The 25768-nt window shown below is 71.4% G+C and carries 24 protein-coding genes; 5 read left to right on the top strand and 19 right to left on the bottom strand.

The window, feature by feature from the left end; translation table 11 throughout:
- Position 1: 1 nt before the first annotated feature.
- The 13 genes from C8250_RS33615 to C8250_RS33555 form a co-directional block, all read right to left on the bottom strand.
- Positions 2–595 (bottom strand): 1-hydroxy-2-methyl-2-butenyl 4-diphosphate reductase, encoded by a 594-nt coding sequence (locus tag C8250_RS33615; protein WP_138358818.1) that lies wholly within the window; start codon positions 593–595, stop codon positions 2–4.
- A complete protein-coding gene (shc, locus tag C8250_RS33610; protein WP_138358816.1) occupies positions 592–2604 on the bottom strand; it encodes a squalene--hopene cyclase in 2013 nt (670 codons plus the stop codon). The genes C8250_RS33615 and shc overlap by 4 nt, the downstream gene beginning before the upstream one ends.
- 97 nt (positions 2605–2701) lie before the next feature.
- The gene (locus C8250_RS33605; protein WP_138358814.1) at positions 2702–3772 is read right to left on the bottom strand and encodes a polyprenyl synthetase family protein; all 1071 of its coding nucleotides are present in this window, start codon (positions 3770–3772) and stop codon (positions 2702–2704) included.
- Positions 3769–5175 carry a hydroxysqualene dehydroxylase HpnE gene (gene hpnE, locus C8250_RS33600; RefSeq protein WP_138358812.1) on the bottom strand — a complete coding sequence of 469 codons (1407 nt, stop codon included), beginning with the start codon at positions 5173–5175 and terminating at the stop codon, positions 3769–3771. Before hpnE ends, C8250_RS33605 begins: the two co-directional genes overlap by 4 nt.
- Before the next feature lie 91 nt (positions 5176–5266).
- Positions 5267–6205 (bottom strand): presqualene diphosphate synthase HpnD, encoded by a 939-nt coding sequence (hpnD, locus tag C8250_RS33595; protein WP_138358810.1) that lies wholly within the window; start codon positions 6203–6205, stop codon positions 5267–5269.
- Positions 6206–6213: 8 nt separating this feature from the next.
- Positions 6214–7101, bottom strand: coding sequence for a squalene synthase HpnC (hpnC, locus tag C8250_RS33590; RefSeq protein WP_138358808.1), 888 nt, complete (start codon positions 7099–7101; stop codon positions 6214–6216).
- 395 nt (positions 7102–7496) lie between these two features.
- Positions 7497–8273 (bottom strand): ABC transporter ATP-binding protein, encoded by a 777-nt coding sequence (locus tag C8250_RS33585; RefSeq protein ID WP_244809512.1) that lies wholly within the window; start codon positions 8271–8273, stop codon positions 7497–7499.
- On the bottom strand, positions 8266–9195 hold the full coding sequence (locus C8250_RS33580) for an ABC transporter permease (protein ID WP_187145071.1): 930 nt from the start codon (positions 9193–9195) through the stop codon (positions 8266–8268). Before C8250_RS33580 ends, C8250_RS33585 begins: the two co-directional genes overlap by 8 nt.
- 81 nt (positions 9196–9276) lie before the next feature.
- On the bottom strand, positions 9277–10158 hold the full coding sequence (locus tag C8250_RS33575; protein ID WP_138355773.1) for a glycosyltransferase family 2 protein: 882 nt from the start codon (positions 10156–10158) through the stop codon (positions 9277–9279).
- 8 nt (positions 10159–10166) lie between these two features.
- A complete protein-coding gene (locus tag C8250_RS33570) occupies positions 10167–10946 on the bottom strand; it encodes a CDP-alcohol phosphatidyltransferase family protein (RefSeq protein ID WP_138355762.1) in 780 nt (259 codons plus the stop codon).
- Positions 10924–11985 (bottom strand): iron-containing alcohol dehydrogenase family protein, encoded by a 1062-nt coding sequence (locus tag C8250_RS33565; RefSeq protein ID WP_138355761.1) that lies wholly within the window; start codon positions 11983–11985, stop codon positions 10924–10926. The genes C8250_RS33570 and C8250_RS33565 overlap by 23 nt, the downstream gene beginning before the upstream one ends.
- Positions 11973–12722 carry a phosphocholine cytidylyltransferase family protein gene (locus tag C8250_RS33560; RefSeq protein WP_138355760.1) on the bottom strand — a complete coding sequence of 250 codons (750 nt, stop codon included), beginning with the start codon at positions 12720–12722 and terminating at the stop codon, positions 11973–11975. Before C8250_RS33560 ends, C8250_RS33565 begins: the two co-directional genes overlap by 13 nt.
- Positions 12719–14530, bottom strand: a complete 1812-nt coding sequence (locus tag C8250_RS33555) for a DUF5941 domain-containing protein (protein ID WP_138355759.1) — start codon at positions 14528–14530, stop codon at positions 12719–12721. The genes C8250_RS33560 and C8250_RS33555 overlap by 4 nt, the downstream gene beginning before the upstream one ends.
- 467 nt (positions 14531–14997) lie before the next feature.
- On the opposite strand from C8250_RS33555, the gene idi reads away from it, so the two are divergent.
- Entirely contained in the window at positions 14998–15606 is a 609-nt protein-coding gene (idi, locus tag C8250_RS33550) for an isopentenyl-diphosphate Delta-isomerase (protein ID WP_138355758.1), read from the top strand.
- Positions 15607–15700: 94 nt separating this feature from the next.
- Here idi and C8250_RS33545 read toward each other — a convergent pair whose 3' ends face one another.
- Both C8250_RS33545 and C8250_RS33540 read right to left on the bottom strand, forming a co-directional pair.
- Positions 15701–16258 (bottom strand): ATP-binding protein, encoded by a 558-nt coding sequence (locus C8250_RS33545; RefSeq protein ID WP_232485548.1) that lies wholly within the window; start codon positions 16256–16258, stop codon positions 15701–15703.
- 165 nt (positions 16259–16423) lie between these two features.
- On the bottom strand, positions 16424–17149 hold the full coding sequence (locus C8250_RS33540) for an HdeD family acid-resistance protein (RefSeq protein WP_244809511.1): 726 nt from the start codon (positions 17147–17149) through the stop codon (positions 16424–16426).
- Positions 17150–17301: 152 nt separating this feature from the next.
- On the opposite strand from C8250_RS33540, the gene C8250_RS33535 reads away from it, so the two are divergent.
- Positions 17302–18084, top strand: coding sequence for an enoyl-CoA hydratase-related protein (locus tag C8250_RS33535; RefSeq protein ID WP_138355757.1), 783 nt, complete (start codon positions 17302–17304; stop codon positions 18082–18084).
- A gap of 54 nt (positions 18085–18138) precedes the next feature.
- On the opposite strand, the gene C8250_RS33530 is transcribed toward C8250_RS33535, so the two are convergent.
- The gene (locus C8250_RS33530) at positions 18139–18825 is read right to left on the bottom strand and encodes a pyridoxamine 5'-phosphate oxidase family protein (protein ID WP_138355756.1); all 687 of its coding nucleotides are present in this window, start codon (positions 18823–18825) and stop codon (positions 18139–18141) included.
- Positions 18826–19002: 177 nt separating this feature from the next.
- Between C8250_RS33530 and C8250_RS33525 the strand changes: the two genes are divergently transcribed.
- Positions 19003–19872 carry a hypothetical protein gene (locus C8250_RS33525; protein WP_138355755.1) on the top strand — a complete coding sequence of 290 codons (870 nt, stop codon included), beginning with the start codon at positions 19003–19005 and terminating at the stop codon, positions 19870–19872.
- 86 nt (positions 19873–19958) lie between these two features.
- The gene (locus tag C8250_RS33520) at positions 19959–21077 is read left to right on the top strand and encodes a winged helix DNA-binding domain-containing protein (RefSeq protein ID WP_187145070.1); all 1119 of its coding nucleotides are present in this window, start codon (positions 19959–19961) and stop codon (positions 21075–21077) included.
- Positions 21078–21144: 67 nt separating this feature from the next.
- Here the strand turns inward: C8250_RS33520 and C8250_RS33515 are convergent, their stop codons facing one another.
- Both C8250_RS33515 and C8250_RS33510 read right to left on the bottom strand, forming a co-directional pair.
- Positions 21145–22038 (bottom strand): DMT family transporter, encoded by an 894-nt coding sequence (locus tag C8250_RS33515; RefSeq protein ID WP_138355753.1) that lies wholly within the window; start codon positions 22036–22038, stop codon positions 21145–21147.
- 112 nt (positions 22039–22150) lie between these two features.
- Positions 22151–22969, bottom strand: a complete 819-nt coding sequence (locus tag C8250_RS33510; protein WP_138355752.1) for a helix-turn-helix domain-containing protein — start codon at positions 22967–22969, stop codon at positions 22151–22153.
- 376 nt (positions 22970–23345) lie between these two features.
- Here C8250_RS33510 and C8250_RS33505 point away from each other — a divergent pair, with 376 nt between their 5' ends.
- On the top strand, positions 23346–25268 hold the full coding sequence (locus C8250_RS33505) for a putative Ig domain-containing protein (protein ID WP_232485555.1): 1923 nt from the start codon (positions 23346–23348) through the stop codon (positions 25266–25268).
- An 88-nt stretch (positions 25269–25356) separates the two neighbouring features.
- On the opposite strand, the gene C8250_RS33500 is transcribed toward C8250_RS33505, so the two are convergent.
- The gene (locus C8250_RS33500; RefSeq protein ID WP_138355750.1) at positions 25357–25740 is read right to left on the bottom strand and encodes a hypothetical protein; all 384 of its coding nucleotides are present in this window, start codon (positions 25738–25740) and stop codon (positions 25357–25359) included.
- Positions 25741–25768 lie beyond the last annotated feature (28 nt).

The following is a 25768-nucleotide window of genomic DNA, read 5'->3' as shown; positions in this document are numbered from 1 at the left end:
CTCACCTCCAGGAGAGCACAGCGGTAGTACGGTGCCATTCGAAAAAGGCAGGAAGAATAGCCCTTAGCACGCGGAATGCGGTAATTCCGGTGCGCAGCGTGCCGACACGGAGCAATTCATGCTCGGGAGTGTCGACAACAACGCGGACGGCGGCGACAGGCCGCGGTCCGCGCGCCAGGGCGGCGTGGAGTATTGCGGTGGATTCCATATCGACCGCGATCGCTCCTGTCGACCGCAGAACGGAGCGTTCCGCGCCCCGTACGACATGGTCGGACCCGGCCAGGCGTCCGGTGTGAACGGTGTGCCCCGCCGCTTCGAGCGCGGCGGCCAGTTGTCCGGCCCCGTGGGTCTCGTCCGAGACCACCAGGTCGCCGGGGCGCATGCCGGGGCTGAGCCCGGCGCAGAATCCGGTGGCGAGCACCGCCGCGTCCCGCAGCTCCGGGGCGCGCAGTGCTTCGGTGACGGCCCGGTCGGCGGCCTGCGGTCCCATGCCGGTACGCAGCAGGGCGACGGGCCCCGCGGCGCCGGTCCGGTCCCCGCCCCGCAGGGCGAACCGTTCGACGCCGAGAGCGCAGACGACCAGCAGAGCCGTCATCCGGCCGCCTTCCCCTTCGTCACGTTGCCGATGACTCCGAGCGGTTCACTCCGCGCATAGCGCCCGAGCGCCGTGAGCGGGAAGACCATCCGGTACAGGTGGTAGTTGATCGAGAAGTCCCGGGGGAACCCGGTCCCGGTGAAGTACGGCTCGTCCCAGGATCCGTCGGCCTTCTGGGTGTCGACGAGCCAGCGCACCCCGCGCTCCACCGCGTCGCTGTCGCGCTCGCCCGCCGACAGCAGGGCGAGCAGCGCCCAGGCGGTCTGCGAGGCGGTCGAGACACCGCGGCCGATCCACTCCTGGTCGGAGTAGGAGCGCAGGTCCTCGCCCCAGCCGCCGTCCTGGTTCTGGACGCTCTCCAGCCAGCCGACGGCCCGCCGGACGGCGGGGTGGCTCACCGGGAGACCGGCGGCCACCAGCGCGGGCACCGCCGAGCCGGTGCCGTAGATGTAGTTGACGCCCCAGCGGCCGAACCAGGCCCCGCTGTCCTCCTGTTCGGCCAGCAGCCAGTCGATGCCGCGCCGGGTGTGGGTGTCGTCCTCCAGGCCGAGTGAGGCGAGCATCTCCACCACGTGCGCGGTGACATCGGCGGACGGCGGGTCGATGACCTCACCGAAGTCGCAGAACGGCAGCCGGTTGGGGAACGCGCTGGTGTTGTCGGCGTCGAACGCACCCCACGCGCCGTTCTTCGACTGCATGCCGATGTTCCAGCGGACGGCCTTCTCCACGGCGGCGTCGACCCGTCCCGGATCGGGGTGCTGGACCCGCAGCAGGGCCAGCACGACCTCGGCGGTGTCGTCGATGTCCGGGTAGTTGTCGTTGTGGAACTCGAACGCCCAGCCGCCCGGCTGCAGCCCCGGCCGCTGGACCGCCCAGTCGCCCGGCTTGGTGATCTGCTCGTCGAGCATCCAGTCGACCGCCTTGACCAGCGCCGGGTGGTCGGTCGCCACCCCCGCGTCGGCCAGCGCGATGGTGGCGAGACAGGTGTCCCAGACCGGGGACTGACAGGCCTCGATCATGCGGGTGTCCTCGTCCGGCCACACGGCGAAACGATCCAGCGAGTCGAGCCCGGCCCGCACGACCGGATGGTCGAGTTCATAGCCGAGCAGATGCAGGGCGATCACCGAGTACACGGCGGGCGGCTGGATCCCGCCCCAGCAGCCGTCGTCCTCCTGGCGCTCGATGATCCAGCGCGCGCAGGCCTTGAGCGCGGTACGGCGCAGCGGCCGGACGCCGACCTTGCGGTACAGGTGCAGGGCCCGGTCCAGCCGCTGGAACAGGCCGTCCCAGCTGGCGAGCGGTGCGGGCGGGCGCGGCGGATTGGGCTGCGCGGGGTCCTTGTGCAGTTCGCTGATCCCGAAGGGCGCCGGCCGGACCGGCCGGTGGGCGGCGACGACGGTGAGCGGGACGATGGTCTGCCGGGCCCAGCAGCCGAAGGCGTAGATGTTGAGCGGGAACCACTTGGGAAGGTAGATGATCTCCGGCGGCAGCTCGGGGAGGTCCTCCCACCGCCACCAGCCGAACAGGGCCAGCCAGATCCTGGTGAAGACCCGGGCCCCGACGACACCACCGGCCTCGCGCACCCACGCCGAGGCGTTCGCCATGTGCGGCGCCTCCGGCGTGTCGCCCGCCAGCCGCAGCGCGACATACGCCTCGACCGTCGCGGACAGGTCCCCCGGCCCGCTGTGGAAGGTGGGCCAGGAACCGTCGTCACGCTGCAGCGAGCGGATCCAGCGGGCGGCGGCCTGCGTGGTCCGCTCGTCCTGGATACCCAGGAACTGACGGAGCAGCAGATCCTCGGAGTCCATCGTCACGTTGGTCTCGAGGTCGCCCTTCCACCACCCGTCGGGATGCTGGGCTGCCAGGAGGTTGGCGGCGGCGCGCCGCGCGGCGCGCTCCGCCGCCGCCTCGGCACCACCGACGTGTACGGGGTGCGGTGCCGAGGTGGTGCTGGCCGAAGGTGCCTGGGGGGCTGGGGCCCCCGGACTGCCGTCGGTCGTCGCTGTCATGGCTTCCCCTTTGCAGTTGAGACTTCTGCGGTGTTGGGGCTGCCGTCGACCGTTACACGTGCTTGGTCGGCGACGTGCTGCGCTCCACGTTAGATCGTTATTTCTCGCGAACCACCACAAAATCCGCCAGGCCTACGAGCTTACGTTGAATTTCGTCCGGCATGTCCATTTTATCCAGCGCGGCGATTGCAGTGGCGTATTGCCGGCGGGCTTCCTGGGATGTCCACTCCCGGCCTCCCGCCTCTTCGATCAACGCCGCCCGCAGGGCGAACTCTTCCTCACTGAACGCACCTGTTTCAGGATTCTTGGCATCTGCCGCGAGCAGTTCCCCGAGTTGTTCCGAGGCGCTGCCGCCCGCCGCCAGCGCGGCGACCACGGGCAGTGACTTCTTGCGCTGCCGCAGATCGCTCCAGGTCTGCTTGCCGGTCGCGGCCGGGTCGCCCCAGATCCCGAGCAGATCGTCGATCGCCTGGAAGGCCAGCCCGAGGTGATAGCCGTACTCCTCCAGCGCGTCGGCGTCGGAGTCCGACGCGCCGCCGAGCACCGCGCCGATGGAGGAGGCGCAGGCCAGCAGGGCGCCGGTCTTGTTGCCCTCCATCTCCAGGCACTCCTCGACGGTGACCCGCTCGCGGTGCTCGAAGGAGATGTCCTGGGCCTGGCCGTCGATCAGCTTGCGGGTCGCGACGGTGAGCCGCCGGGTGGCGCGGCCCGCGTCCACGGTGCACTGTTCCAGCAGCACCTCGTTGGCAAGCGCGAACAGCGCGTCACCGACCAGGATCGCCTGGGCGGGACCGTGCACCTTCCATACGGTGTCGCGGTGCCGGCGCTGCTCGTCGCCGTCCATCAGGTCGTCGTGCAGCAGTGAGAAGTTGTGCACCAGCTCGACGGCGACCGCGCCGGGGATGCCGACCTCGGGCGGCACTCCCGCCGCCTCGGCGGACAGCAGGGCCAGCGCGGGGCGCACGGCCTTGCCGCCGTCGCCGTCGGCCGGCCGGCCGGCCGCGTCGATCCACCCGAAGTGGTAGGCGGCGACGGTGTCCATCGGTGGCGCGAGCCGTTCCACGGCCGAGCGGAGCACCGGTGTGGACAGGGTGCGGCCGCGCTCCAGCAGCTCAAGGACGCCGGCAGCGGTCACGTTTACTCCTCTGGTTGCACTGGCTGTGCTCATACGGCCCTCACAACATCGTTCTCGAACGGAAGGCCTAGTGCGGTCAAAGCTTCTCGGGAGGCGTGCAGTCCGCTGCGCACGGCGCTCTCCATGGTCGCGGGCCAGCCGGTGTCGGTCCACGCGCCGGCCAGGTACAGACCGGGGGCGCGGGTGGCCGCTCCCGGCCGCAGCCGGCCGACGCCGGGAGCCGGGGCGAAGGTCGCCGTGCGCTCCCGGGTGACGAAGAAGTCCGTCACACCGGCGCCCCTGGCCGCGGGCAGCAGGCGTTCCAGCTCCGGCAGATAGCGCTCCCGCAGTTCCGCGACCGGCAGATCGATCTCGTCCTCGACGGCGGACTGCGAGACGGCCAGGTACTGGCCGGGACCGGTCATTCCCGAGCTCGCGGTCCGGTCGAAGACCCACTGGACGGGACTGCCGAGCGCGGCGAAGAACGGCTGTCGCAGCACCTGGCGGTCGTAGACGACGTGCACGTTCAGGATCGGCGCCGTGCCGATCCCCAGCAGTGCGTCCGGGTCGTCCAGCGCGCCCTCGGGCAGCAGCCCGTGGGTCTCGCGCTGCGGCAGGGCCATGACGACGGTGCCGGCGTCGAGCTGCTCGCCGCGACCCGGCCCGGTCTCGGCGTCGACCAGCCAGCCGCCCCCGGCGGCCGGCTTGATGCCGGTCACCCGGGACCGCAGCATGATCCGTACGCCCGCCGCGTCCAGGGCCTTGCGGGCCCGGTCGTCGTGCAGCTCGCCGAGCGGCGCGGCCGCCCAGCCGATGTCGGCGGCGCCGGCCTCGGACAGCAGCCCGGTCTTGAAGACCATGGCGGCCAGCCCCAGCGAGGCGTTCGCCGCGGTGGCGTTGAGCGTGGCGACGCCCACCAGGTCCCACAGCGCCTCGATGGTGCGCGGGGACTGGCCCCGGTCCCGCAGCCAGCTGGCGAAGTCGGTGTCGTCGAGCGCCGGGTCCGCCAGGTCCAGGGCGCGCAGCGCCAGCGCGGCGCGGCCGACCGTGGCCCGCTCCCTGAGCGACAGGTGCGGATACGTCGCGAGGCTCGCCGCCAGGTGCAGCGGTACGGGCAGCGCGGCACGGCGCAGCCGGCCCAGCCGCATGTTCGCCGCGTCCAGGACGGGCACGTCGAGCCGGTCCTGGAGAGTGACCAGGTCGCGGGCCGCGATCCGGTCGACGAACCACTGGTAGGCGGTGCAGCAGCGCAGGAAGACATGCTGTCCGTTGTCGACGGTCAGCTCACCGCGCTGGAACGAGAACGCCAGTCCGCCCAGCCGGGGACGTGATTCGATCAGGGTCACCCGGAGCCCGGCGTCGGCGAGCGCCAGTGCCGCCGTGGTGCCGGCCAGCCCGCCGCCCACGACCACCGCGGCCGCCTCCGGAGGACGTCCGGAAACCTCGGACCCGGTCATCGGCACTCCCCCCTTCCGCTGGCGCCCGACGCGACGCGACGCTCCGTCACCGGCACTGACGCGCTGGGGACCTGACTGGTTGCTAGGAACGTCACCCGCGCCCCCGTGCCGAGCGGCGGGCGTCGAGACCGGCCAGACCGCGTACGGCGACGTACGCCTTCTGGTGACCCGGAAGCGATACCCGGCCGCGCAGCACCGCCTCGGGATCCGCGGCGATCCGGTCCAGCAGTCTGCGGTAGATACCCGCCATCGCGGCCACACAGGCGCCGCTGCGGCGGTCGAGCATAGGTAGCAATTGGTAGCCGGTCGCGAACAGGGCGCGGGCCCGGCGTACTTCGTACTCGATCAGGCCGGCGAAGTCCGAGCCGGGCGGCGGGGTGTCGGTGTGGAACCCCTCCGAGCAGCCGAACTTGGCGAGGTCCTGGGCGGGCAGATAGGTCCGGCCGTTGCTGGCGTCCTCCCGGACGTCCCGCAGGATGTTGGTGAGTTGCAGGGCGAGGCCGAGGGTGTCGGCGTATCCGGCGGCGCGCTCCATGTCGCCGGTGCCCCGTCCGCCGGGGCCGACCGTGCCGAAGACGCCCAGCGAGAGCCGTCCGATGGCGCCCGCGACGCAGCGGCAGTACGCCGCGAGGTCGTCCCAGGTCTCGTACGTCTCGCCGTGCACGTCCATCAGCACGCCGTCGATCAGCTCGTCGAGTCCGCCGAGCGGCAGCGGAAACCGGCGTGACGCGTCGGTGAGCGCCACCGCGACCGGATCGGTGTCGTCCTCGCGGATCTCACCCGCGCGGATCCGGGCCAGCAGGGCCCGGGTCTCGTCGAGCCGGATCTGCTTGACCGCGGGGTCGAGGTCGCCGTCGCCGATGTCGTCGACGCGGCGGGAGAAGGCATAGAGGGCCGACATGGCCTGCCGCTTGGGGAGGGGCAGCAGGCGGATGCCGTAGGCGAAGTTGCGGGCCTCGTGCCCGGTCACGCTCTCGCAGTAACGGTAGGCGGCGAGAACCGGCCCGGACGTGTGGGCAGAACCGTTCACGGTCCGCCTCACCCCTTTCTTCGCAATGTCGACCCCACTTCGCGCAGCAGGCTTGGTCTGGTGGCTTTCGGCGGTCCCGGGAGCACGTCGTAGCCCGCGCTCTCGACCGCCTTCAGCGCGGCACGCCCGCCGCCGACGAAGCCGGCGAGCAGAAGCCTGAGCCTGCCACGGACGCTACCCACCAATGGGGTGCCTTCATTCAAAAGGTCCCGGGCGCGTTCCGCTTCGAATGCCACCAGTGCGCGCACCTGTGCGCCAGCGGTGGGGGCGGCGAGGTCCGCTTCGGTGACTCCGAAGCGTTTCATGTCCTGTGCCGGCAGGTAGATACGGTCGCGACCGAGGTCCTCGGCCACGTCCTGCAAGTGCTCGACGATCTGCAGCGCGGTGCAGACGGCGTCGGAGAGCCGGTTCCGCTCGGGTGTCGAGGTGCCTGTGATCCCCAGAACGAGCCGGCCCACCGGGTTGGCGGACAGCTCGCAGTAGGCGAGCAGATCCTCGTACGTGTCGTAGCGCCGGACCCGCTGGTCCTGGCGGTTGGCCTCGATCAGACCCTCGAAGGGGCCGGGGGTCAGCCCGTGCCGGCGGACGGTGGGCTGCAGTGCCAGGAGCAGCGGATGGCGGGGGGTTCCGTCGAACACCTTCCGCAGATCGGCCTCGAACGCGTCGAGCATGACGATCCGGTCCTCGGCCGCGTCCTGCGGAAGGCCGAGCCGGGCGGCGTCGTCCCGGCCGCCGTTGGCCAGATCGCCGTCGCCGATGTCGTCGACGAGCCGGGCGAAGCCGTAGACGGCCATCAGATCGCCACGCCACGCCTTCGGCACGAAGAACGGTGCGACGGGGAAGTTCTCGCGGGCGGCCTTGTCGAGGACGGCGCGCGACTGCGCGTCGGCGGTCACCGCGGGCTTCCCGTCCCATGCGCGACCGGCGCGCTGTGGAGCTGGATGGTCCCGATCTTCATGGCCGCCACACTCCCCGTTCTACACCGCTGGGAAGAATCTTCCCATTTCGGACACGCCGCGCCCACCCCGGAGCACCGCTACAGCTTACGTCGGGCAGGTCACCGGCGTACGCCGGGGGCGCGAGCGACAGGCGGGATTCCGTTCGGATTCCCCCCGTCCGCCGGCAATCGGGCTCCCGGCAGCGCCGGTTGGCGTCCCCGGAGAGGGGCGCACGGGATGTGCCCGGGCCCTGGCGGCGGATCACGCGGGAACCGGACGGGCCCCCGCCGGTTCTGCCCGGCGGGGGCCCGATCGTCGGTGCGGCGGCGTGGACCGCTGTTCCGGTCCGCCGGCTACTTGTTGCTGGCCTCTTCGTAGGCCTTCAGCACGTCGTCCGTCGGGCCGTCCATGAGGAGCTCGCCCTTCTCCAGCCACAGCACCCGGTCACAGGTGTCACGGATCGACTTGTTGTTGTGGCTGACCAGGAAGACCGTGCCCGCTTCCTTGCGCAGTTCGCGGATGCGGGCCTCGGAGCGGCGCTGGAAGGAGCGGTCGCCGGTGGCCAGCGCCTCGTCGATCATCAGCACGTCATGGTTCTTGGCCGCCGCGATCGAGAACCGCAGCCGGGCCGCCATGCCCGAGGAGTACGTCCGCATCGGCAACGAGATGAAGTCGCCCTTCTCGTTGATTCCCGAGAACTCCACGATTCCCTGGTACCGCTCGCGGATCTCCTCCTGCGACATCCCCATCGCCAGACCGCCGAGAATCACGTTCCGCTCGCCGGTCAGATCGTTCATCAGCGCGGCGTTGACCCCCAGCAGCGACGGCTGGCCGTCGGTGTAGACCCGGCCGCTCTCCGGCGGCAGCAGACCCGCGATCGCCCGCAGCATCGTCGACTTGCCCGACCCGTTCGACCCGATCAGACCGACCGCCTCGCCCCGGTACGTAGTGAAACTCACCCCGCGTACGGCATGGACCAGCCGGACGTTGGGCGACGACTTGCGCGAGATTATGCGTCCCAGGGCAGCGGTCGCGCTGCCCTTGCTGTTCCCCGCGCCGTGCACCCGGTAGACGATGTTCACATCGTCGACGATCACGGTGGGGACGCGGGTTTCGGTCTGCTCAGCCACGGCCGTACTTCTCCTCAGCCTTCCAGAAATACACGTACCCGCCGATACCCGCCAGGAGAGCCCAGCCCACCGCGACCGCCCACACGTGCGGCGGCATCTGCTCGGCGGTCACGCTGTCGATCAGCGCGAAGCGCATCAGGTCGATGTAGACGGCCACCGGATTGATGTCCAGCAGGATCTTCACGAAGTACGGTGCGTCCTTGGTGAAGTTGGCGATGCTGTACATCACGCCGGAGGTGTACATCCACGTCCGCAGAATGAACGGCATCAGCTGCGCGAGGTCCGTCATCTTGCTGCCCAGCCGGGCCACCGCCAGCGCCAGGCCGGCATTGAAGATCGACTGGATGAACAGCGCCGGAATCGCCAGCAACCACGACCAGGTCGGCACCTCGCCGGTCATCAGCACGATCGAGAACAGCACCAGCATCGACATCAGCAGCTGCTGCAACTGCATCAGCGTGAACGCGATCGGCATCGATGCCCGGGGGAAGTGCAGGGCCCGGATGAGGCCCAGGTTCCCCGAGACCGCCTTCACGCCACTCATGATCGACGACTGGGTGAACGTGAAGATGAAGATGCCCGTCACCAGGAACGCGATGAAGTTGTCCACACCGCGGTCGGTACCCAGCAACAGCCCGAAGATCAGGTAGTACACCGCCGCGTTCAGCAACGGCGTCATCACCTGCCACAGCTGACCCAGCCGGGCATCGGTGTACTGCGCCTGCGTCCGCGCCTTCGCGAACTCGTTGATGAAGTGCCGCCGGCCCCACAACTGCCGGGTGTACTCGCCGAGGCCCGGCCGGGCACCGCTGACCGACAGCCCGTACTTCGCCGCCAGCTCGGAAGCCGACAGCCCGTCGTCGGCCGGGGAGTCCGATGGGACACTCACGGCGACGGCGCCGTCGTGCGCTGTTCCGCTCACAGTAGACACTTTCGTCCTCAAGGTGCGCGTCCGGGGTAGGGGGGTCCCGGACTGCGACCGATGCTCTCAGGTTCGAGCTTGTCAGATGATCGGGGGTCGGCCCAGTCGGGTCAGCCGCCATACCGTGCGCCACTTCATGGGGCGCCGGGGGCCGCAGGGCGTCGCCCAGCCCTCCCGGAAGCCACCGATCCACGCCCGCAGGGCGGGACCGGAAGGACGTCTGGCCAGTGTCAGCAGGATCCAGGTGCCGAGATAGGCGGGCACCAGGGGCCAGGGCAGGTTCCGGCGCGCCAGCCACACCCGGTTGCGGGCCACCATCCGGTGGTAGACCGCGTGCCGGCTGGGCTCGGTGAGCGGGTGGTGCAGGACCATGTCCGACCGGTAGTCGATCATCCAGCCGGCGTCCAGCGCCCGCCAGGCCAGGTCCGTCTCCTCGTGCGCGTAGAAGAACTCGTCCGGCAGCCCGCCGACCTGCGCCAGCACCTTCGTACGGACCGCGCTGGCGCCGCCCAGGAAGGTGGTCACCCGCGAGGAGTGCATCGGGTCGGACGCCCGCAGGCGCGGCACGTGGCGGCGCTGGGTGGTGCCGGTCTCCGGGTCCGAGATCCGGAAGCTGACGATGCCCAGCTCCGGGTCGGCCGCGAAGGCCTCGCGGAGCAGCTCCCCGGTGTCGGTGCCGGGCAGCAGCCCGTCGTCGTCCAGGAACAGCACCACGTCGACATCGGAGCCGTTCGGGCCGAAGAGCTCGACGCCGACGTTGCGGCCGCCGGGAATGCCCAGGTTCTCGGGCAGCTCGACGGTGCGCAGCCGCGGCGCGGACCCTTCCAGCTCGGGGAGCGGGGAGCCGTTGCCGACCAGCGCGACCTCGATCGGCGGGCCGTCCTGCTTGGCTACGGAGTCCAGCAGGTCGCGCAACTCCACGGGACGGTTGCCCATGGTGATGATCACCGCGCCGAGCTTCAGCGGCGTACTCACTTCAGCCTGCTCGACGCGAGGATGCTGACCAGGTGCAGGAGGGACTGCAGCAGCGCGATGCCGGCCAGCACGGCGACACCGAGGCGCGAGAAGAACAGGTCGCCCCTGACCTGGTCCAGGATCGCCAGCACCAGGATCAGCAGCGACGCCTCGATGCCGAGGACGAGCCGGTGGAACTTCAGCGCCGCGGCGGCCTTGCGGGCCAGCGCCATACCGGACGAACGCGGCTCGGAGGCCGCCTCCTTGACCGGCGGCAGCCCGTGCTGGTGACGGGCGACGCCGACCAGGTCGGTCTCCGCCTTGATCAGCACGGCACCGAGGGCGGCCAGCGTGCCGAGGAACGCCCACAGCCAGTCGATCCGCCCGGAGCCCCACAGATCGGCGGCACGCAGACCGAAGCCGACCAGCACGGCGGCGTCGCACAGATAGGCGGCGACGCGGTCCAGGTACACCCCGCCCAGCGAGTACTGCTTCTTCCAGCGGGCGAGCTCGCCGTCGACGCAGTCGAACAGCAGATACAGCTGGACCATCACCACACCGAGCACGGCACCGGCGATCCCCGGCACCAGCAGAGCCGGGGCGGCGAGGACGGCGGCGACGGTCATCACGTACGTCACCTGGTTGGGGGTGACCCGCGTATTCACCAGGTGCCGGTCGATGCGCAGCGAGAGCTCACGCATGTAGAGCCGGCCGGCCCAGTGCTCGCCGCTCCGCCGGTCCTTCACCCCTGGGGGGTGAACGACCGGGCGGAGTTCAGCTACTGATGGTTTTGGCATAGTCGGCGTATGCGTCCTTGATCTGGTCTGCGGACAGGTCGAGGTGTTCCAGGATCGTGTAGCGCCCGGGGCGGGTCTGCGGTGCGTACTCGACCGCCTTGACGAACTCCTCGTCGGAGAAGCCGATCTCGCCGGGCGTGACCGGCAGGCCGTGGCGTCGCAGCACCTCGGCGATCAGGCCGGACTCCTCGTGCGCCCCGCGCAGGTACATGGCGAAGGCGGCGCCCAGGCCGACCTGCTCGCCGTGCGCGGCGGCGCGCTTCGGGTACAGCAGGTCGAAGGCGTGGCTGATCTCGTGGCAGGCGCCGGACGACGGGCGGGTGTCCCCGCTGATCGACATGGCGATGCCGGAGAGCACCAGGCCCTCGGCGAGCGTGGTGAGGAACGCGTCGTCACCCACCCCGCCCGGGTGCCGCAGTACGGACTCGCCCGCGGAGCGGGCCATGGCGGCGGCGAGACCGTCTATCGGCTCACCGGTCTCACGGTGCGACAGTTCCCAGTCCGCGATGGCGGAGAGGTTGGAGATCGCGTCGCCGATCCCGGAGCGCACATAGCGCACCGGGGCCTCGCGGATCACGTCCAGGTCGATGACCAGCGCTATCGGGGTGGGCACCCCGTAGGAGCCGCGCCCGTTGTCGTTGTCCAGCGTGGAGACCGGCGAACAGATGCCGTCGTGCGAGAGGTTCGTCGCGACGGCCACCATCGGCAGCCCGACCCGGGCGGCCGCGTACTTCGCGACGTCGATGATCTTGCCGCCGCCCAGGCCGACGACCGCGTCGTACCGCTTGCCGCGCATGGCGTCGGCGAGCTTGACGGCGGCGTCGATAGTGCCGCCGTCGACCGGGTACCAGTCGGCGCCGGGCAGCTCGGGAGCCAGCCGGTCGCGCAGCTTGAGGCCGGAGCCGCCGCTGACCGCGACGGCGAGCTTGCCCGAGCTGGAGATCCGCTGGTCGGCCAGGAGGCCGGCCAGATCGGCGAGAGCGCCGCCGTTGATGTCGACGACGACCGGCGAGGGGATCAGCCGGGTCAGTACTGGCACGCGATCCCCCGTGCCTTCTTCAGGTCGTCGTGGTTGTCGATCTCGACCCAGGCCACGTCGCCGATCGGCGCGGTGTCGATGGTGAAGCCGCGGTTGACGAGCTCCTGGTAGCCGTCCTCGTAGTAGAGGTCGGGGTCCTTCTCGAAGGTCGTCTTCAGCGCGTCGGCCAGGTCGGCGGCGGCCGACGACTCGATCAGCGTCACGCCGATGTACTCGCCGGTCGCGGTGGCCGGGTCCATCAGCTTGGTGATGCGCTGCACACCCTTGGCCGGGTCGGTGATGACCTTCATCTCCTCGTCGGCGAGCTTCTTCACCGTGTCGAGGGCGAGGATGATCCGCCGGTCCTGGCCGCGGGCGGCCAGCAGGGTCTTCTCCACGGAGACCGGGTGCACGGTGTCGCCGTTGGCGAGGATCACACCCTCCGTGAGAATGTCCCGGGCGCACCACAGCGAGTAGGCGTTGTTCCAGGTCTCCGCCTTGTCGTTGTCGACGAGGTGCAGCTTGACGCCGTACTTCTTCTCCAGGGCGGCCTTGCGCTCGACGACGGCTTCGCCGCGGTAGCCGATCACGATCGCCGCGTCGGTGAGGCCGACCTCGGCGAAGTTGCCCAGGGTCAGGTCCAGGACGGTGGTGGTGCCCGCCCCCTCGGGATCGACCGGCACCAGAGCCTTGGGCAGGGTGTCGGTGTAGGGACGCAGACGCCGTCCGGCGCCGGCTGCCAGCACGAGGCCGATCATGCGGGTTCTCCTGATTCGTCGTGTACAGCGGGTGCGGCTGACGACACCCAGAAACGGATGCTCTCGGTGAGCACCACGAGTGTCAGCGCCCCGGCGATGACCGTCAGCGTGACGGTAAAACCTGTGTGGTGCGCGAGGGCGGCCGCCGCGGTGACCGCCAGCGCCCTGCCCTCGTGTCCGCCGGTCGCGCGTACCAGGGCCCTCGGTGGCGCCCCGGTGCCGCCGCGGATGCGGTACACCGTGTCGTAGTGATGGTAGGCGACGGCGGCCACCAGGCCGAAAGCGGCGGGCAATGCCCCGTTCACGTCCGAGACGGCCGCCAGCGCGAGGATCGTGGTGTATTCGCCCGCCCGGAAGAACGGCGGGACCAGCCAGTCGAGGGCACCCTTCAGCGGCCGCGCGACGGCCAGACCCGAGGTCAGGACGTATACGACGGCGGCCAGCACCGGCCACCAGCTGCCCCATGGGGCCAGCGCCGCGGTCGCCACCAGCGCGGCGGCGCCGAGCAGGGCGATGGCGGGGGCGGTGAAGGACGGCAGCCGGCGGGCGAGCGGCCCGGTGGCGCGGGCGACGGCTTCGGCGAGCGGACCGCTGTCGGCCAGCTCGGCGAGCGCCTGGGCGGCCCGGTCGGTGCGGACCGCCTTGCGGGTGAGCGAGCGCAGCACCCGGCCGGCGGTGGTGTAGCAGGCGGCGAGCGCGCAGCCGATGATCAGCACGGTCAGGGTGATGCGGGGCGTGGTGACGGCGGTGAGCACCGCGATCATCGCCCAGCGCTCACCGATCGGCAGCACGATCATCCGGCGCACCCAGACCGTCCAGCCGACGCTGTCGAGCTTGTCGGACAGGGCGGCGGTCGGACTCGTGTTGGCCGTCGCGTCGTGGTTGGCCTCGGTGAACGAGAAGTCGACGACGTGCCGGCAGGTCTGCAGCACCATCGCGCCGAGCGCCAGCGCCCACACGTCGTCACCGCCTCGGGCCGCGCCGAGCGCGAGGCCGGCGTAGTACGCGTACTCCTTGGCCCGGTCGAAGGTGGCGTCGAGCCAGGCGCCGAGCGTCGAGTACTGCAGCGAGTAGCGGGCCAGCTGCCCGTCGGTGCAGTCCAGGACGAACGAGGCGATCAGCAGGACACCGGCGGCGACGAAGCCCGGCCGGGTGCCGGTGGCCGCGCAGCCGGCCGCGATGAGCGCGACGAGCAGGGACGCTGTGGTGACCTGGTTGGGGGTCAGCCCGCGGCGGGCACACCAGCGCGCGAGGTAGCGGGAGTACGGGCTGATGCAGTAAGTGGTGAAGAAGCCGTCGCGCGCCTTGACGGCGTTGCGCAGCCGGACCTTCTCCCCGTCGACCGCGGCGACGGCCGCTGCGGCTTCGGCCCGGTCGGCGTCCGAGGCGGGTACGGCGGCGACCAGGACACCGAGCTCAGGGCGGTGCGGAGCCACCCCCTCGGCCTCGATGGCGGTGGCGAGGGTATCCGGCAGCAGACCCTCGGCCGGCCCGGCGGCGAGCGCCCTGACCAGCGCGGGACGCGCCGCGGCCTGGACGGCCAGCGCGCCGGGAACGGCGGAGGCGTCGAAGCGGGGGTCCGTGAGTGCCAGCCGCAGCGCGTGCGTGTGGCCGACGAAGCGCCGGTCGACGATCGCCACCCGGTCGGTGGCGGGCACCGCGGCGATACGTGCCGCGAGACCGCCGGCCGCCGCTTCGGACTCGCTTCCGGACTCCGGCGCTTCGATCACGTCGAATCCGAGCGACCTCAGGTCGCCCTCGAGCGGCGACGCCGGAGCCGGCGGGCCGGTGAGGATGGCGGTCGGCAGAGGAACTCACTCCCTGGACATGTGGGGATGCCGGCGAGGACGGCGGTGGGCGGGCCGGTGTGGACGGCGGTCGGCAGAGGCTATCGGATCCGCGGAAGCGGCCGTTCACCACCCGTTTGCTTCCTCGTGCGCTTCGCCGGGGCCCTCCCCGCCGTGCGAATGACGTGATCATCATGGTCGATCCGGGCGCCAGCAACAAACAGCGGCCGTGCGGTGGCCGTACCCGGCCGTCCGGGTGACACCGACGCGGCTCTCGCGCCCTTCATCGCCGCAGCTCATCGCGGACGACGGGGGTCACCGGTAGCGGCCCCGCCACTGTGCGTCATGCCGTCGCACCGGCATCCGGAACGTGAGGCACACGTGTGCCAGCGACCCCGTCCGGGTGACAGGGAGCATGCGGTGCAACCACTTCGGTGAGCGGCGCGTGAGGCAGACTGAGGACTTGTCGTCGAATGCGAAGGATGGACATGCCAACCAGTCCCGCCACCGGCCGGCCCGGCACCCCCGCGACGGATCCCTCCAGCAACGGGGTCGCGGAACCGATCATGCTGGAGCTGGTCGACGAGGCCGGTGTGACGATCGGCACCGCCGAGAAGCTGTCCGCTCATCTGGCCCCCGGCCGGCTGCACCGCGCCTTCTCCGTCTTCCTCTTCGACGACGAGGGCCGGCTGCTGCTCCAGCGCCGGGCGATGGGCAAGTACCACTCCCCCGGCGTCTGGTCGAACACCTGCTGCGGGCACCCGTACCCGGCCGAGCCGCCGTTCGTGGCCGCCGCCCGCCGCACCGCCGAGGAGCTGGGAACGGCTCCCGCGCTGCTGCGGGAGGCCGGCACCGTCCGCTACAACCACCCGGACCCGGCGTCCGGGCTGGTCGAGCAGGAGTTCAACCACCTGTTCGTCGGCCTCGTACGGGCGCAGCTGCGGCCCGACCCCGAGGAGATCGGCGAGACCGCGTTCGTGACGCCGCCGGAGTTGGAGGAGATCCGCGAGCGCGGGCCGTTCTCCGCCTGGTTCGGAACGGTGTGGGACGCGTCGCTGCCCGCGATCCGCGAGCTGACCGGCGACGCCGGCTGGTAGGAACGCGCTGATCCGCCGGGGCGGCTCCGCGGAGCGGGCCCGGCGGACCGGCTCCGCGGCCTCAGGGGTTCAGCCTCAGGGGTTCGGGCACGTCTCAGGAGTTCGGGAACGGCAGTGGCAGCAGCGCCCAGATCACCTTGCCGCCGGAGTCGGTGTGCGTCACGTCGCACATGCCGCCGGCTTCCGCCGTGATGGCCTTGACCAGCAGCAGGCCGCGGCCGCCGGTGTCGCCGTACTCCGCCTCCAGCGCCTTGGGACGGTAGGGGTGGTTGTCCTCGACGCCGACCCGGATCCAGTCCGGGCCCACCGCGACCTCGATGGTGATCTGCGGCGACAGCAGCGCCGCGTGCCGGACCGCGTTCGTCACCAGCTCCGACACGATCAGCAGGATGCCGGCCATCAGATCGTCGCCGACGGGCACCTTCCGGTCGGTGATGAGATCCCGGACACCGTGCCGGACCTGGGGTACCGAGGAGTCCACCGCCGGTGCGGTGAAACGCCACGCCCCGGCGTACGGCGGCGGCGGAGCGAACGGACCGCCTGGCCCGCCCGAAGCGCCAGGACCACCCGGATCATCCGGATCGACCGGCACCTCGGCCGTCGCCGGATCGGGCGGGACGCTCCCGCGGACCTCCATGACGGCATCCACCATCGCCTTCGTGTGACGTGTCCCCGCAGTTCTTGCCGCTGCCCGCTGTCGGGCCGACGGCGAGATCCGCCTCACGGATCGAGTCTCCGGAGTGGGGGGCAGTTCACTGGGCGGGTGCCCGTAAGTCCGCACCTTTCGGCGCTTCATGTCCATCAGCGAAAGACTTTGTCACTCGGGCGACCGATTCCGATCGCCTTGTTCCTGCTTCGTGGAATGTTCCACCATCGGGTCATTCGGCGGTCCCGCCGACGCCGCGGATTCCGGGCCCGCCCCCGCAACGGCCTCCCGCCGGGCTTCCGCCTGGGCGTCCGCCTCGGTGCGGGCGTCCGTGACCATGCCGACGACCCGCCGGCCGCCGATACCGCCGGCCATCAGTCCGAGGCCGTCCAAGAGCAGCATGAGGGAGAAGAAGAAGCCGAGGACGTAGCGGCTGCTCTCCGGCCAGTTGGCCAGCACCAGGACGCCCAGCAGGATGCCGACCGCGCCCTGCACCACGGTCGAGAGCGTCTGCGGTCCGCGCACCACCAGGCCGCCGAACAGCCGGAACACCCCGCCGGTCAGGAAGAGCAGCGCGGCGAACATCGTCAGTGCCGCGGCGGTGCCGTCCGGCCTGCGGATGACGACGACCCCCGCCGCCAGGTTCAGCGCCGCGACGACCAGCGCGAGCCAGAAGAAGTTCGTGTCGCGTGACTGGACGGCGTGCAGCAGGCCGACGAAGCCCCCGATCAGCAGCAGCCAGCCGAAGAGCAGCACCGAGGTGAGGGTGGCGAAGGCCGTGTAGGCGAGACCGAACAGCCCGCACAGCACCAGGACGGCGCCGAGTGCGGCAAGCCATCCGAAACTGCGGCTGATCCGGGCCTCCGGTCGCGGGTCCCGCTTCCTGAGTGCGGCCACGTCCGCCTCCTCGCCTCGGTCGAATGAATGTCCCGTATAGCCTTTTTACTCCTATTTGTTCGCGGATAGGATCCGATGATCGGCCACCTGCGCACCACACCCACGCCGAACGGAACATCACGCCGCACGGAACATACGGAAGGGGAGCCCGGATGCCCGAGCCCGGCCCACAGCCCGGACTGCTGCTGGACATCGCGGACGGCACCGCAACGGTGACGATCAGCAATCCGGCGAAGCGGAACGCCATGACCACGGAGATGTGGGAGGCGCTCCCCGGTCTGCTGGACGGGCTCGCCTCCGATCCCGCCGTGCGGGTCCTGGTGCTCACCGGCGCTGACGGCACCTTCTGTGCGGGCGCGGACATCTCAGGGCTGCGGGAGGCGGGCAGCGGCTCCGCCAGGACACAGGACGCGGCGGTCCGGGCCGAGGAGGCGCTGGCCGCCTTCCCCAAGCCGACGGTCGCGGCCGTGCGCGGCTTCTGCGTGGGCGGCGGCTGCCAGCTCGCCGCCGCCTGCGATCTGCGGTTCGCTGCCGAGGGAGCGCGCTTCGGCGTCACCCCGGCCCGGCTCGGCATCGTCTACGCCGCCTCGTCCACCCGGCGACTGGTCGGCCTGGTCGGGCCCGCGACCGCCAAGTACCTGCTGTTCTCGGCCGAGTTGATCGACCATGAGCGGGCGCTGCGGACCGGGCTCGTCGACGAGGTGCTCCCTGACGGGCAACTCGACAAGCGGGTCGCGGAGTTCACCGCGGTCCTGGCCTCGCGCTCGCAGCTCACCCAGGCCGCGGCGAAGGAGTTCGCGGCGCCCGGCCTGGACCCGGCGCGGATCGAGCACTGGGAGCGGCAGGCGCGCGCGAGCGGGGACACGGCCGAGGGCGTGGCCGCGTTCCTTGAGGGGCGGCCCGCCCGCTTCGACTGGTCGCCGACGGCGGGCTGAACCGGCCCGGATATCCGTTTCTGGGATCAGTCCCGCGGAGACCACCCCGGATGGTCAGCCCGCCTGCGTGCCCGCCCGTTCCGCCACGTGCGGCGGGAGCGGGATGCCGGCCCGCAGGGCCGGGTCCGGCTCGGGCTCGCCCCAGGTGTGGAGCAGCGGCAGCACCCCGGCCCATACGGGCAGTTCGCCGTCGGGGCCGTCGGCGTCGTCGGTGTGACCGGTGCTGGTCTTCACCGAGGCCTCGTCGATCCCCAGCGCGAGCAGCGTGGTGGCGGCGAGCTCCTTGCGGGACGGGCCGCGCGCGTGGTCCCACCGGCCGGGCGCGGACTGCTCGGCCAGGACGCGCAGCCCGTGCAGCTTCTCGTCGGGATCGGTGACGGCACGCAGCACGCCGAGCACCATCGCGCTGCGGTAGTTGACGCTGTGCTCGAAGACGGACCGGGCCAGCACCAGACCGTCGATGTGGGTGACGGTGACGCAGACGGACGCCCCGGGCGACTGCACCAGGCTGCGGCTGGCGGCCGAGCCGTGCAGATAGAGCGTGTCGGCGGCGGCGTCGAACCCGTAGACCGTGGGGACCGCCAGCGGCGAGCCGTCCACCACCACGGCGAGATGGCAGATGAAGCCGGCGCCCAGTACCGCGTCCAGGTCGTCGCGGGACACGCTGCCCTGCTCCCGCAGCCGCCGATGACGGGTCCGGTCCGTGACCGGGAGCATGCGTGCGGGTATGTCGGTGGACATCAGGGCCTCCGTAGGACGTACAGCTGACACGTCAATACTATCGATCTCGACACTTTGCTTCCGTTCCTTCCACCGATTCATGATTCTGGAACCTCTCGTGCAACGTTTTTCGTCGCGGTGGCCGGAACGTATGCATGCCTATCGGCAGCATGCTGACCAGTCGGTAACCTGGGGGCCATGACTACTACCGCTTCGGACCCCCGCGCGTCGCGCCGCTGTCAGAACACTCTCAACCCGCTGCACTCCAGTACGTACTTCTCGCCCGAGTTCACCGCCGAACTCTCCCGGCTCGGCCTCGAACCCGGCAGCATGACGTACTTCGCGGGCCGTGCGGCGCCGCTGGGGGCCGTCGGAGCCGGTACCGTCACCGCGACCTTCTACAACTTCAACCACGACCTGGTGGCCCGGCACATCCCGCGCGCCTGGACGATCGCCACCCCCGAGGCCGTCATCGACGCCCGGCTGCGCGCCGTCGACACCGCGCTCACCCGGCTGCTCGGCGCGGACACCGTCGCCTCGCCCGAGATGGCGGAGGCCGCCGCTCTGGCGCTGCGCGCCTCCGAGGCCTGCGACCGGGCCGCCCGCCCGCTCTACGCCGCCAACGCCGACCTGCCGGTGCCGACGGCGCCGCACCTCGCGCTCTGGCACGCCGCCACGCTGCTGCGCGAGCACCGGGGCGACGGGCACCTCGCCGCGTTGGTAGCGGCCGAACTCGACGGCCTGGAGGCCATCGTCAGCCACACCGCGACCGGCAAGGGCTTCACCCCCCGCTTCGTCCAGGCCAGCAGGGGCTGGACGGCCGAGCAGTGGGCCGCCGCCCAGGACCGGCTGCGCGAGCGCGGGCTGCTCGACACGGCGGGCGAGCTCACCGACGCGGGCGTCGAGCTGCGGCGGGACATCGAAGCCGCGACGGACCGCGTCGACCGGGCCCCGTACGAGCACCTCGGCGCCACCGGCGTCGCGCGCCTCACCGAACTGGCCGGATCCTTCACCCAGACCGCCCTGGCCTCCGGCGCCTTCCCGCTGGAGCACTTCGGCAAGGGGTGACACGGTCGCTCGCCGACGGTGGGTCAACGGGCCGTTCGTGACCGGATGCACAAGTCCTGGGCGGCAGGTGCGGCAGGATGGGGTCCATGCCGGAACTGACGCCCGCCCAGGTGCGGTCCTGGCGCGTGCATGCGCAGGGGCTGGCCGGCCCGCGCGACGGGGCCGGGGTCGTCGAGGCGGCGCGCCGGGCCGGCGCGCTGCAGGCGCAGGACGCCAAGGCGTGCCGGTTGCAGGTACGCGCCAGGACCTCGGGGCTCACCGCCGGGGACGTCGACGCGGCGTGCGGCGCCGGTGACCGGTCGCTGGTCCGTACGTGGCTGATGCGCGGCACCCTGCACGCCGTCCCGGCGGCGGACGTGCGCTGGATGACGTCGCTACTGGGCCCGCGTGCCACCGCCGCGCAGCGCGGCAGACGACTGCGGCTCGGTCTGGACGAGGAGACCTGCGCCCGCGCGCTTCCCGCGCTGGAGAAGGTGCTGGCCGGGCGCCCGCCGATGCTCCGCGACGACATCGTGCGCGGCCTCGGCGAGCTCGGCCTCACCCTGGATCCGCGCAGCCAGGCGCCGGCCCATCTGATGCTGTACGCGGCGGCGACGGGCCTGGTGTGCCGGGGACCCGAGGCCGACGGTGACAAGTCGACTTATGTCCTGCGCGAGGAGTGGCTCGACGGCGTCGCCGGGCCGGACCTGTCGGGGACCGAGGCCCTGGCCGCGCTCGCCGAGCGGTACGTGTCCGCCTACGGACCCGCGACCGACAAGGACTTCGCCAAGTGGTCGGGGCTGCCGGCCGGCCAGGCACGGCGCGGGTTCCAGGCGGCCGGGGAGTACCTGGCGGAGATCGCGGGACCGGACGGCCCGCTGTGGGTGGGGGCCGGCACGGACGCGCCACGGCCGCCGAACCCGTCCGTCCGGCTGATCGGGCACTTCGACCCGTATCTGCTCGGCTACCACGACCGGGATCTGCTGCTGGACCCGTCCTTCGCCCGTCTCGTCGCGACCGGCGGCGGGTTCCTCACCCCGTGCGTGCTGCTGGACGGCGAGGTGGTCGGCGTCTGGCGGCACGAGCGGGGTAGCGGCGACCGGCTCACCGTCCGCGTCGACCCGTTCCGGCCGCCGCTCGACGCCGTCGTCGTGCGCGGCATCGAGGCCGAGGTCGCCGATCTGGGGCGGTTCCTCGGGGTCGAAGCCGGCTGGGACCGGGCCTGAGAGCCCCTGCGAAACTGCGACGTCGACCAGTTCGGGCGCGTACTCGGCCGCCAGAACGGCTCGACCCTCAGCTCGCGCTCGTCGTGGATTCCTTCTCCGGCTGGCCGTCGGACTGCGCGCACGGCATCGCCGGGTGCCGTCCCAGCAGCACCACCCCCACCGTGATCGCCGCGAGCCCGGCCGCCTCCCAGGCCAGCGCCCCGGGTGTCACCCGCAGCCGGTCCCCGAGGAAGCCGATGCCGCAGGCGATGCCCGCCAGTGGCTGTGCGGCCGTCAGCGCGGGCAGCGACATCCGCAGCGGGGCGGTCTCGAAGGCGCTCTGGACGAGGACGAGTCCGGTGAGCCCGATCGCCGCGACCACGTACGGCTGCCAGTGCACCGCCAGTATCTGGACGCCGTCCTCCCGGGCCAACTCACCGCAGATCCGCGTCAGCGCGTCCTGCAGCCCGTAGAGCAGGCCGGCCGCCAGCGCCAGCAGGGTCGCCTCGGACGAGGCGGGCAGCCGTTTGGCACAGGCCACCAGCAGCAGCGCGAGCCCGACGACGATCCCCAGCACCAGCCAGTGGCGCAACGCTCCCGCCTCCGGGCCGCCGCCGGCCGGCTGCCCGGCGACGATGAACGCCGTCACGCCGAGGGCCAGCAGGGCGACTCCCGCCCAGCCGCTCCGGCCCAGCGGCTGCCCCGACAGCCATCTGGACAGCGCCAGGGCGAACAGCAGATTCGTCGCGAGGAGCGGTTCGACGAGGGACACCTCGCCGCGCGCCAGGGCCAGCGCCCCGAGCACCTGGCCGCCGATCATGAGTGCCATGCCCAGCAGCCACTGGGGCATCCTGATCAGATCGAGGAGGAGTCGGAAGGAGAGGAAGTCCGCGAGCGGGGCACGCTGCGCCGCGCGCTGCTGCAGTACGAAACCCAGTCCGAGGCAGCAGGCGGCACCGACTCCGAGCAGGAACACGGCCACGCGGCCACTTTAACTCCCGTGACGCGCGACCGAACGCGTCCCGGCCACCCCGGCCGGGCGGCGCCGCCCACGCCGGCCGAGCCGCCCCAGCCCGGTCGGAACCCCGCACTGCTCACGACGGCGGATCCATGGGCCGGGTCTCGGCGCTCCCCCATACGGTCAGGAAGGCGAGGCGCAGACAGCCCGCGAGGGCCGGGTGCTCGATGAAGAGCGCGGTGGTGGAGCCGGTTCCGGCCACCGGGTCGGGCATGTCGCACAGCACCAGCGAGGCGTCCGCGATGATCAGCTTCATCGGCAGTTCGGCGGCGAACCGCGCCTCCTCCCCCGCCTCGCCGAACCGGCGGACGTTCTCCAGGACTTCCGCGTCGCCGAGCGCGTCGTGCGTGTAGATCGCCCGGACCGTTCCCCCGGCCTTGCGCAGTCTGCGGACGACCTTGATGCCCTCGGTGTTGGCGGCGGGGGCGACGAAGGGCGGCTTGCAGAAGCTGAGCAGCTCGTGGCCGGCCTGCTCCTGGATGTCCGCGAAACGCTCGGCGATCACCTTCGGGTCGCGCAGCACCTCGATGTAGTCGAGCGGATCGGTGTGCGTGCGCCCGTCGGTCCAGATCGGCAGCAGCGCGGAGGCGAGCCCGGCCGAGACCCGGTCCAGCCGTTCCAGCGACTCCCGCTGAAGGGCCATCAGCCGGGCGATCGCCAGTTCCGGCGCGATCGCGGAGAACGTCGCCACCCGGCCGGGCCGTGCGACGGCGAGCCGTCGGCGCACGAGCGCGTCGAGGACGTCGTAGACCCGCTGCCGGGGAACGTCCGCCTCGCGGGCCACCTCCGCCGCGGTGTACGACTCGCGTCTGACGAGCGCGAGGTAGACGCGTGCCTCGTACCGCGCGAGCCCCAGCGCCACAAGGTCGTTGACCGGACCCTCTTCGAACTCCATGAGCGCTCAAGCTATACGCCCGGGATCACCCACCGAAAGGAAGACTTTGCCATTGCCCGGTAGTCCCTTGGGGCAGGTGTCACTACGTTCAGCGTTGGCCACCACTGAACGGGGTGGCAGTTGTTCCCCCAGCGTTGGCGTCACCCTCGCCGCCGCATTCCTCTCCAATGAACGTGCGCCACGCGAAGCCCTGCGGCGTTCTCTTCATCAGGCAGTGTCATGACCATGACACTGCCGTGGACGGTTGCCCGCCGCCGGGACCGATCCCCCCATGGAGGGCTGTTCATTGCCATCGAGAACCCCCACCCGCGCCGGACGCCTCACCCGTCGCGGCGTCACCGCCGTCCTGTCGGCGGCGGCCCTGGCCTCCGTCGGCATGCTGGCCGTCGCCGGCCCGGCCACCGCGTCGGCCGCCCCCACAACGGCCGCCCCGGCCGCGGCGAGCAGCTCCACCGCCCACACCGAGCGGCTCTGCTCGGAGCCCACCCAGGCCGGCTACATGGCCTGTCACGCACTCGCCCGCACCGACCTGGTCCAGCACCTGACCCTCGCCCCGAACGCGCTCCCGTCCGGCTACGGCCCCACTGACCTGCAGAGCGCATACGCCCTGCCTTCGGCCGGTGCCGGTGCGACCGTCGCGATCATCGACGCCAACGACGACCCCAAGGCCGAGGCGGACCTCGGTTCGTATCGCAGCACGTACGGCCTGCCGGCCTGCACCACCGCCAACGGGTGCTTCAAGAAGGTCGACCAGAACGGCGGCACCAGCTACCCGCCGGCCGACGCCGGCTGGGCGGGCGAGATCTCGCTCGACGTCGACATGGTCAGCGCCGTCTGCCCGCAGTGCCACATCCTGCTCGTCGAGGCGGCCACGGCGTCCATGGAGGACCTGGGCGCCGCGGTGAACCGCGCGGTCACGATGGGCGCCAAGTACGTCTCCAACAGCTACGGCGGCGGCGAGGACTCCACCGACCCCAGCTCGGACGCCTCGTACTTCAACCACCCCGGCGTCGCGATCACCGTCAGCTCCGGTGACAGCGGCTACGGCGTCGAGTACCCGGCGGCCTCGCAGTACGTCACCGCGGTCGGCGGCACCTCGCTGAGCCGCTCCAGCACCCCCCGCGGCTGGACCGAGAAGGTCTGGGGCAGCACCAGCGGCGACGGCGCCGGCTCCGGCTGCTCCGCCTACGACCCCAAGCCCTCCTGGCAGACCGACACCGGCTGTGCCAAGCGCACCGTCGCCGATGTCTCGGCGGTCGCCGACCCGGCCACCGGCCTCGCGGTCTACAACAGTTACCAGGCGAGCGGCTGGAACGTGTACGGCGGCACCAGCGCGTCCGCGCCGATCATCGCCTCCGTCTACGCCCTCGCCGGCACCCCGGCCGCGGGCACCACCCCGGCCTCGTACCCCTACGCCCACGCCTCGTCGCTCAACGACGTGACCACCGGCACCAACGGCTCCTGCGGCAGCAGCTACCTGTGCACCGCCAAGGCCGGCTACGACGGCCCGACCGGTCTCGGCACCCCCAACGGCACGGCCGCCTTCACCAACGGCTCGACCGGCGGCAACACCGTCACCGTGACGAACCCGGGCAGCCAGTCGAGCACCGTCAACACCGCGGTCTCCCTGCAGATCCAGGCCACCGACTCCGGCAGCGGACAGACCCTCACCTACAGCGCCACCGGCCTTCCGCCGGGCGTCACGATCAACCCCTCCACCGGCCTGATCAGCGGTACGCCCACCACCGCCGGGACCTACAACGTGACGGTGACCGCCAAGGACGGCACCAACGCCACCGGCAGCGCGTCCTTCACCTGGGTCGTCAACCCGGTCGGCGGCGGCTGCAGCACCTCGCAGCTCTTCGGCAACCCGGGCTTCGAGACCGGCACCGCCAGTCCCTGGACCGCCACCGCCGGCGTGGTCGACAACAGCGCCAGTGAGGCCGCCCACTCCGGCTCCTGGAAGGCGTGGCTCAACGGCTACGGCTCCACCCACACCGACTCGCTCGCCCAGACGGTGACGGTCCCCAGCGGCTGCCACGCCACCCTGACGTTCTGGGTGCACATCGACACCGCCGAGACGACCACCTCCACCGCCTACGACAACCTGACGGTGAAGGCCGGCACCACCACGCTGGCCACGTACTCCAACCTCAACAAGAACACCGGCTACGCGCAGAAGTCCTTCGACCTCTCCTCCTTCGCCGGGCAGTCGGTGAAGGTCACGTTCACCGGCACCGAGGACTCCAGCCTCCAGACGAGCTTCGTACTCGACGACACCGCCCTCAACATCAGCTGAACCACGGCTGGTTGAGGTAGTCCCGCAAGGAAGTCGAAGGACGTCAGACGGACCCGGGCAGGCCCCCACAGCCTGTCCGGGTCCGTGTCTATGGCTGCCGCACGCCGACCGTCACGGTCCATGCCTGCAGGGCGTGGCAGGAGACCATGCCGGGCGCCGAAGGCGCGGGGCAGACCTTCCGAGCGGCGGTCAGCTTCACGATGCCGCGGGAGGAGCCGCGGAAGGTGTCGGCGGACATCTCGGTCAGGCCGGCACCGGACGTGGTCACCGGGCCCCAGCCGGCACCCGGCAGCGAGACGCGTACCGAGCTGCCCACGTCGAGGCAGATGTGCGTGCCGTCCGACGACTCGCCCACGACGATGGAGTCGCAGCGGAGCCCGTTGTTCTTGTCGTTCGTCAACGGATGATCCGCACCGCAGCCGGCCGCACTCAGCAGCGCCACCACGGCAACTGCCCCTACCCATACGCGCATCCGACGGCCTCCCGGTCTCCCGGTTCCT

Source organism: Streptomyces sp. So13.3, assembly GCF_005860785.2.
GTDB classification, from domain to species: Bacteria; Actinomycetota; Actinomycetes; order Streptomycetales; family Streptomycetaceae; genus Actinacidiphila; species Actinacidiphila fildesensis.
This window is presented reverse-complemented; position numbering and strand designations above follow the sequence as displayed.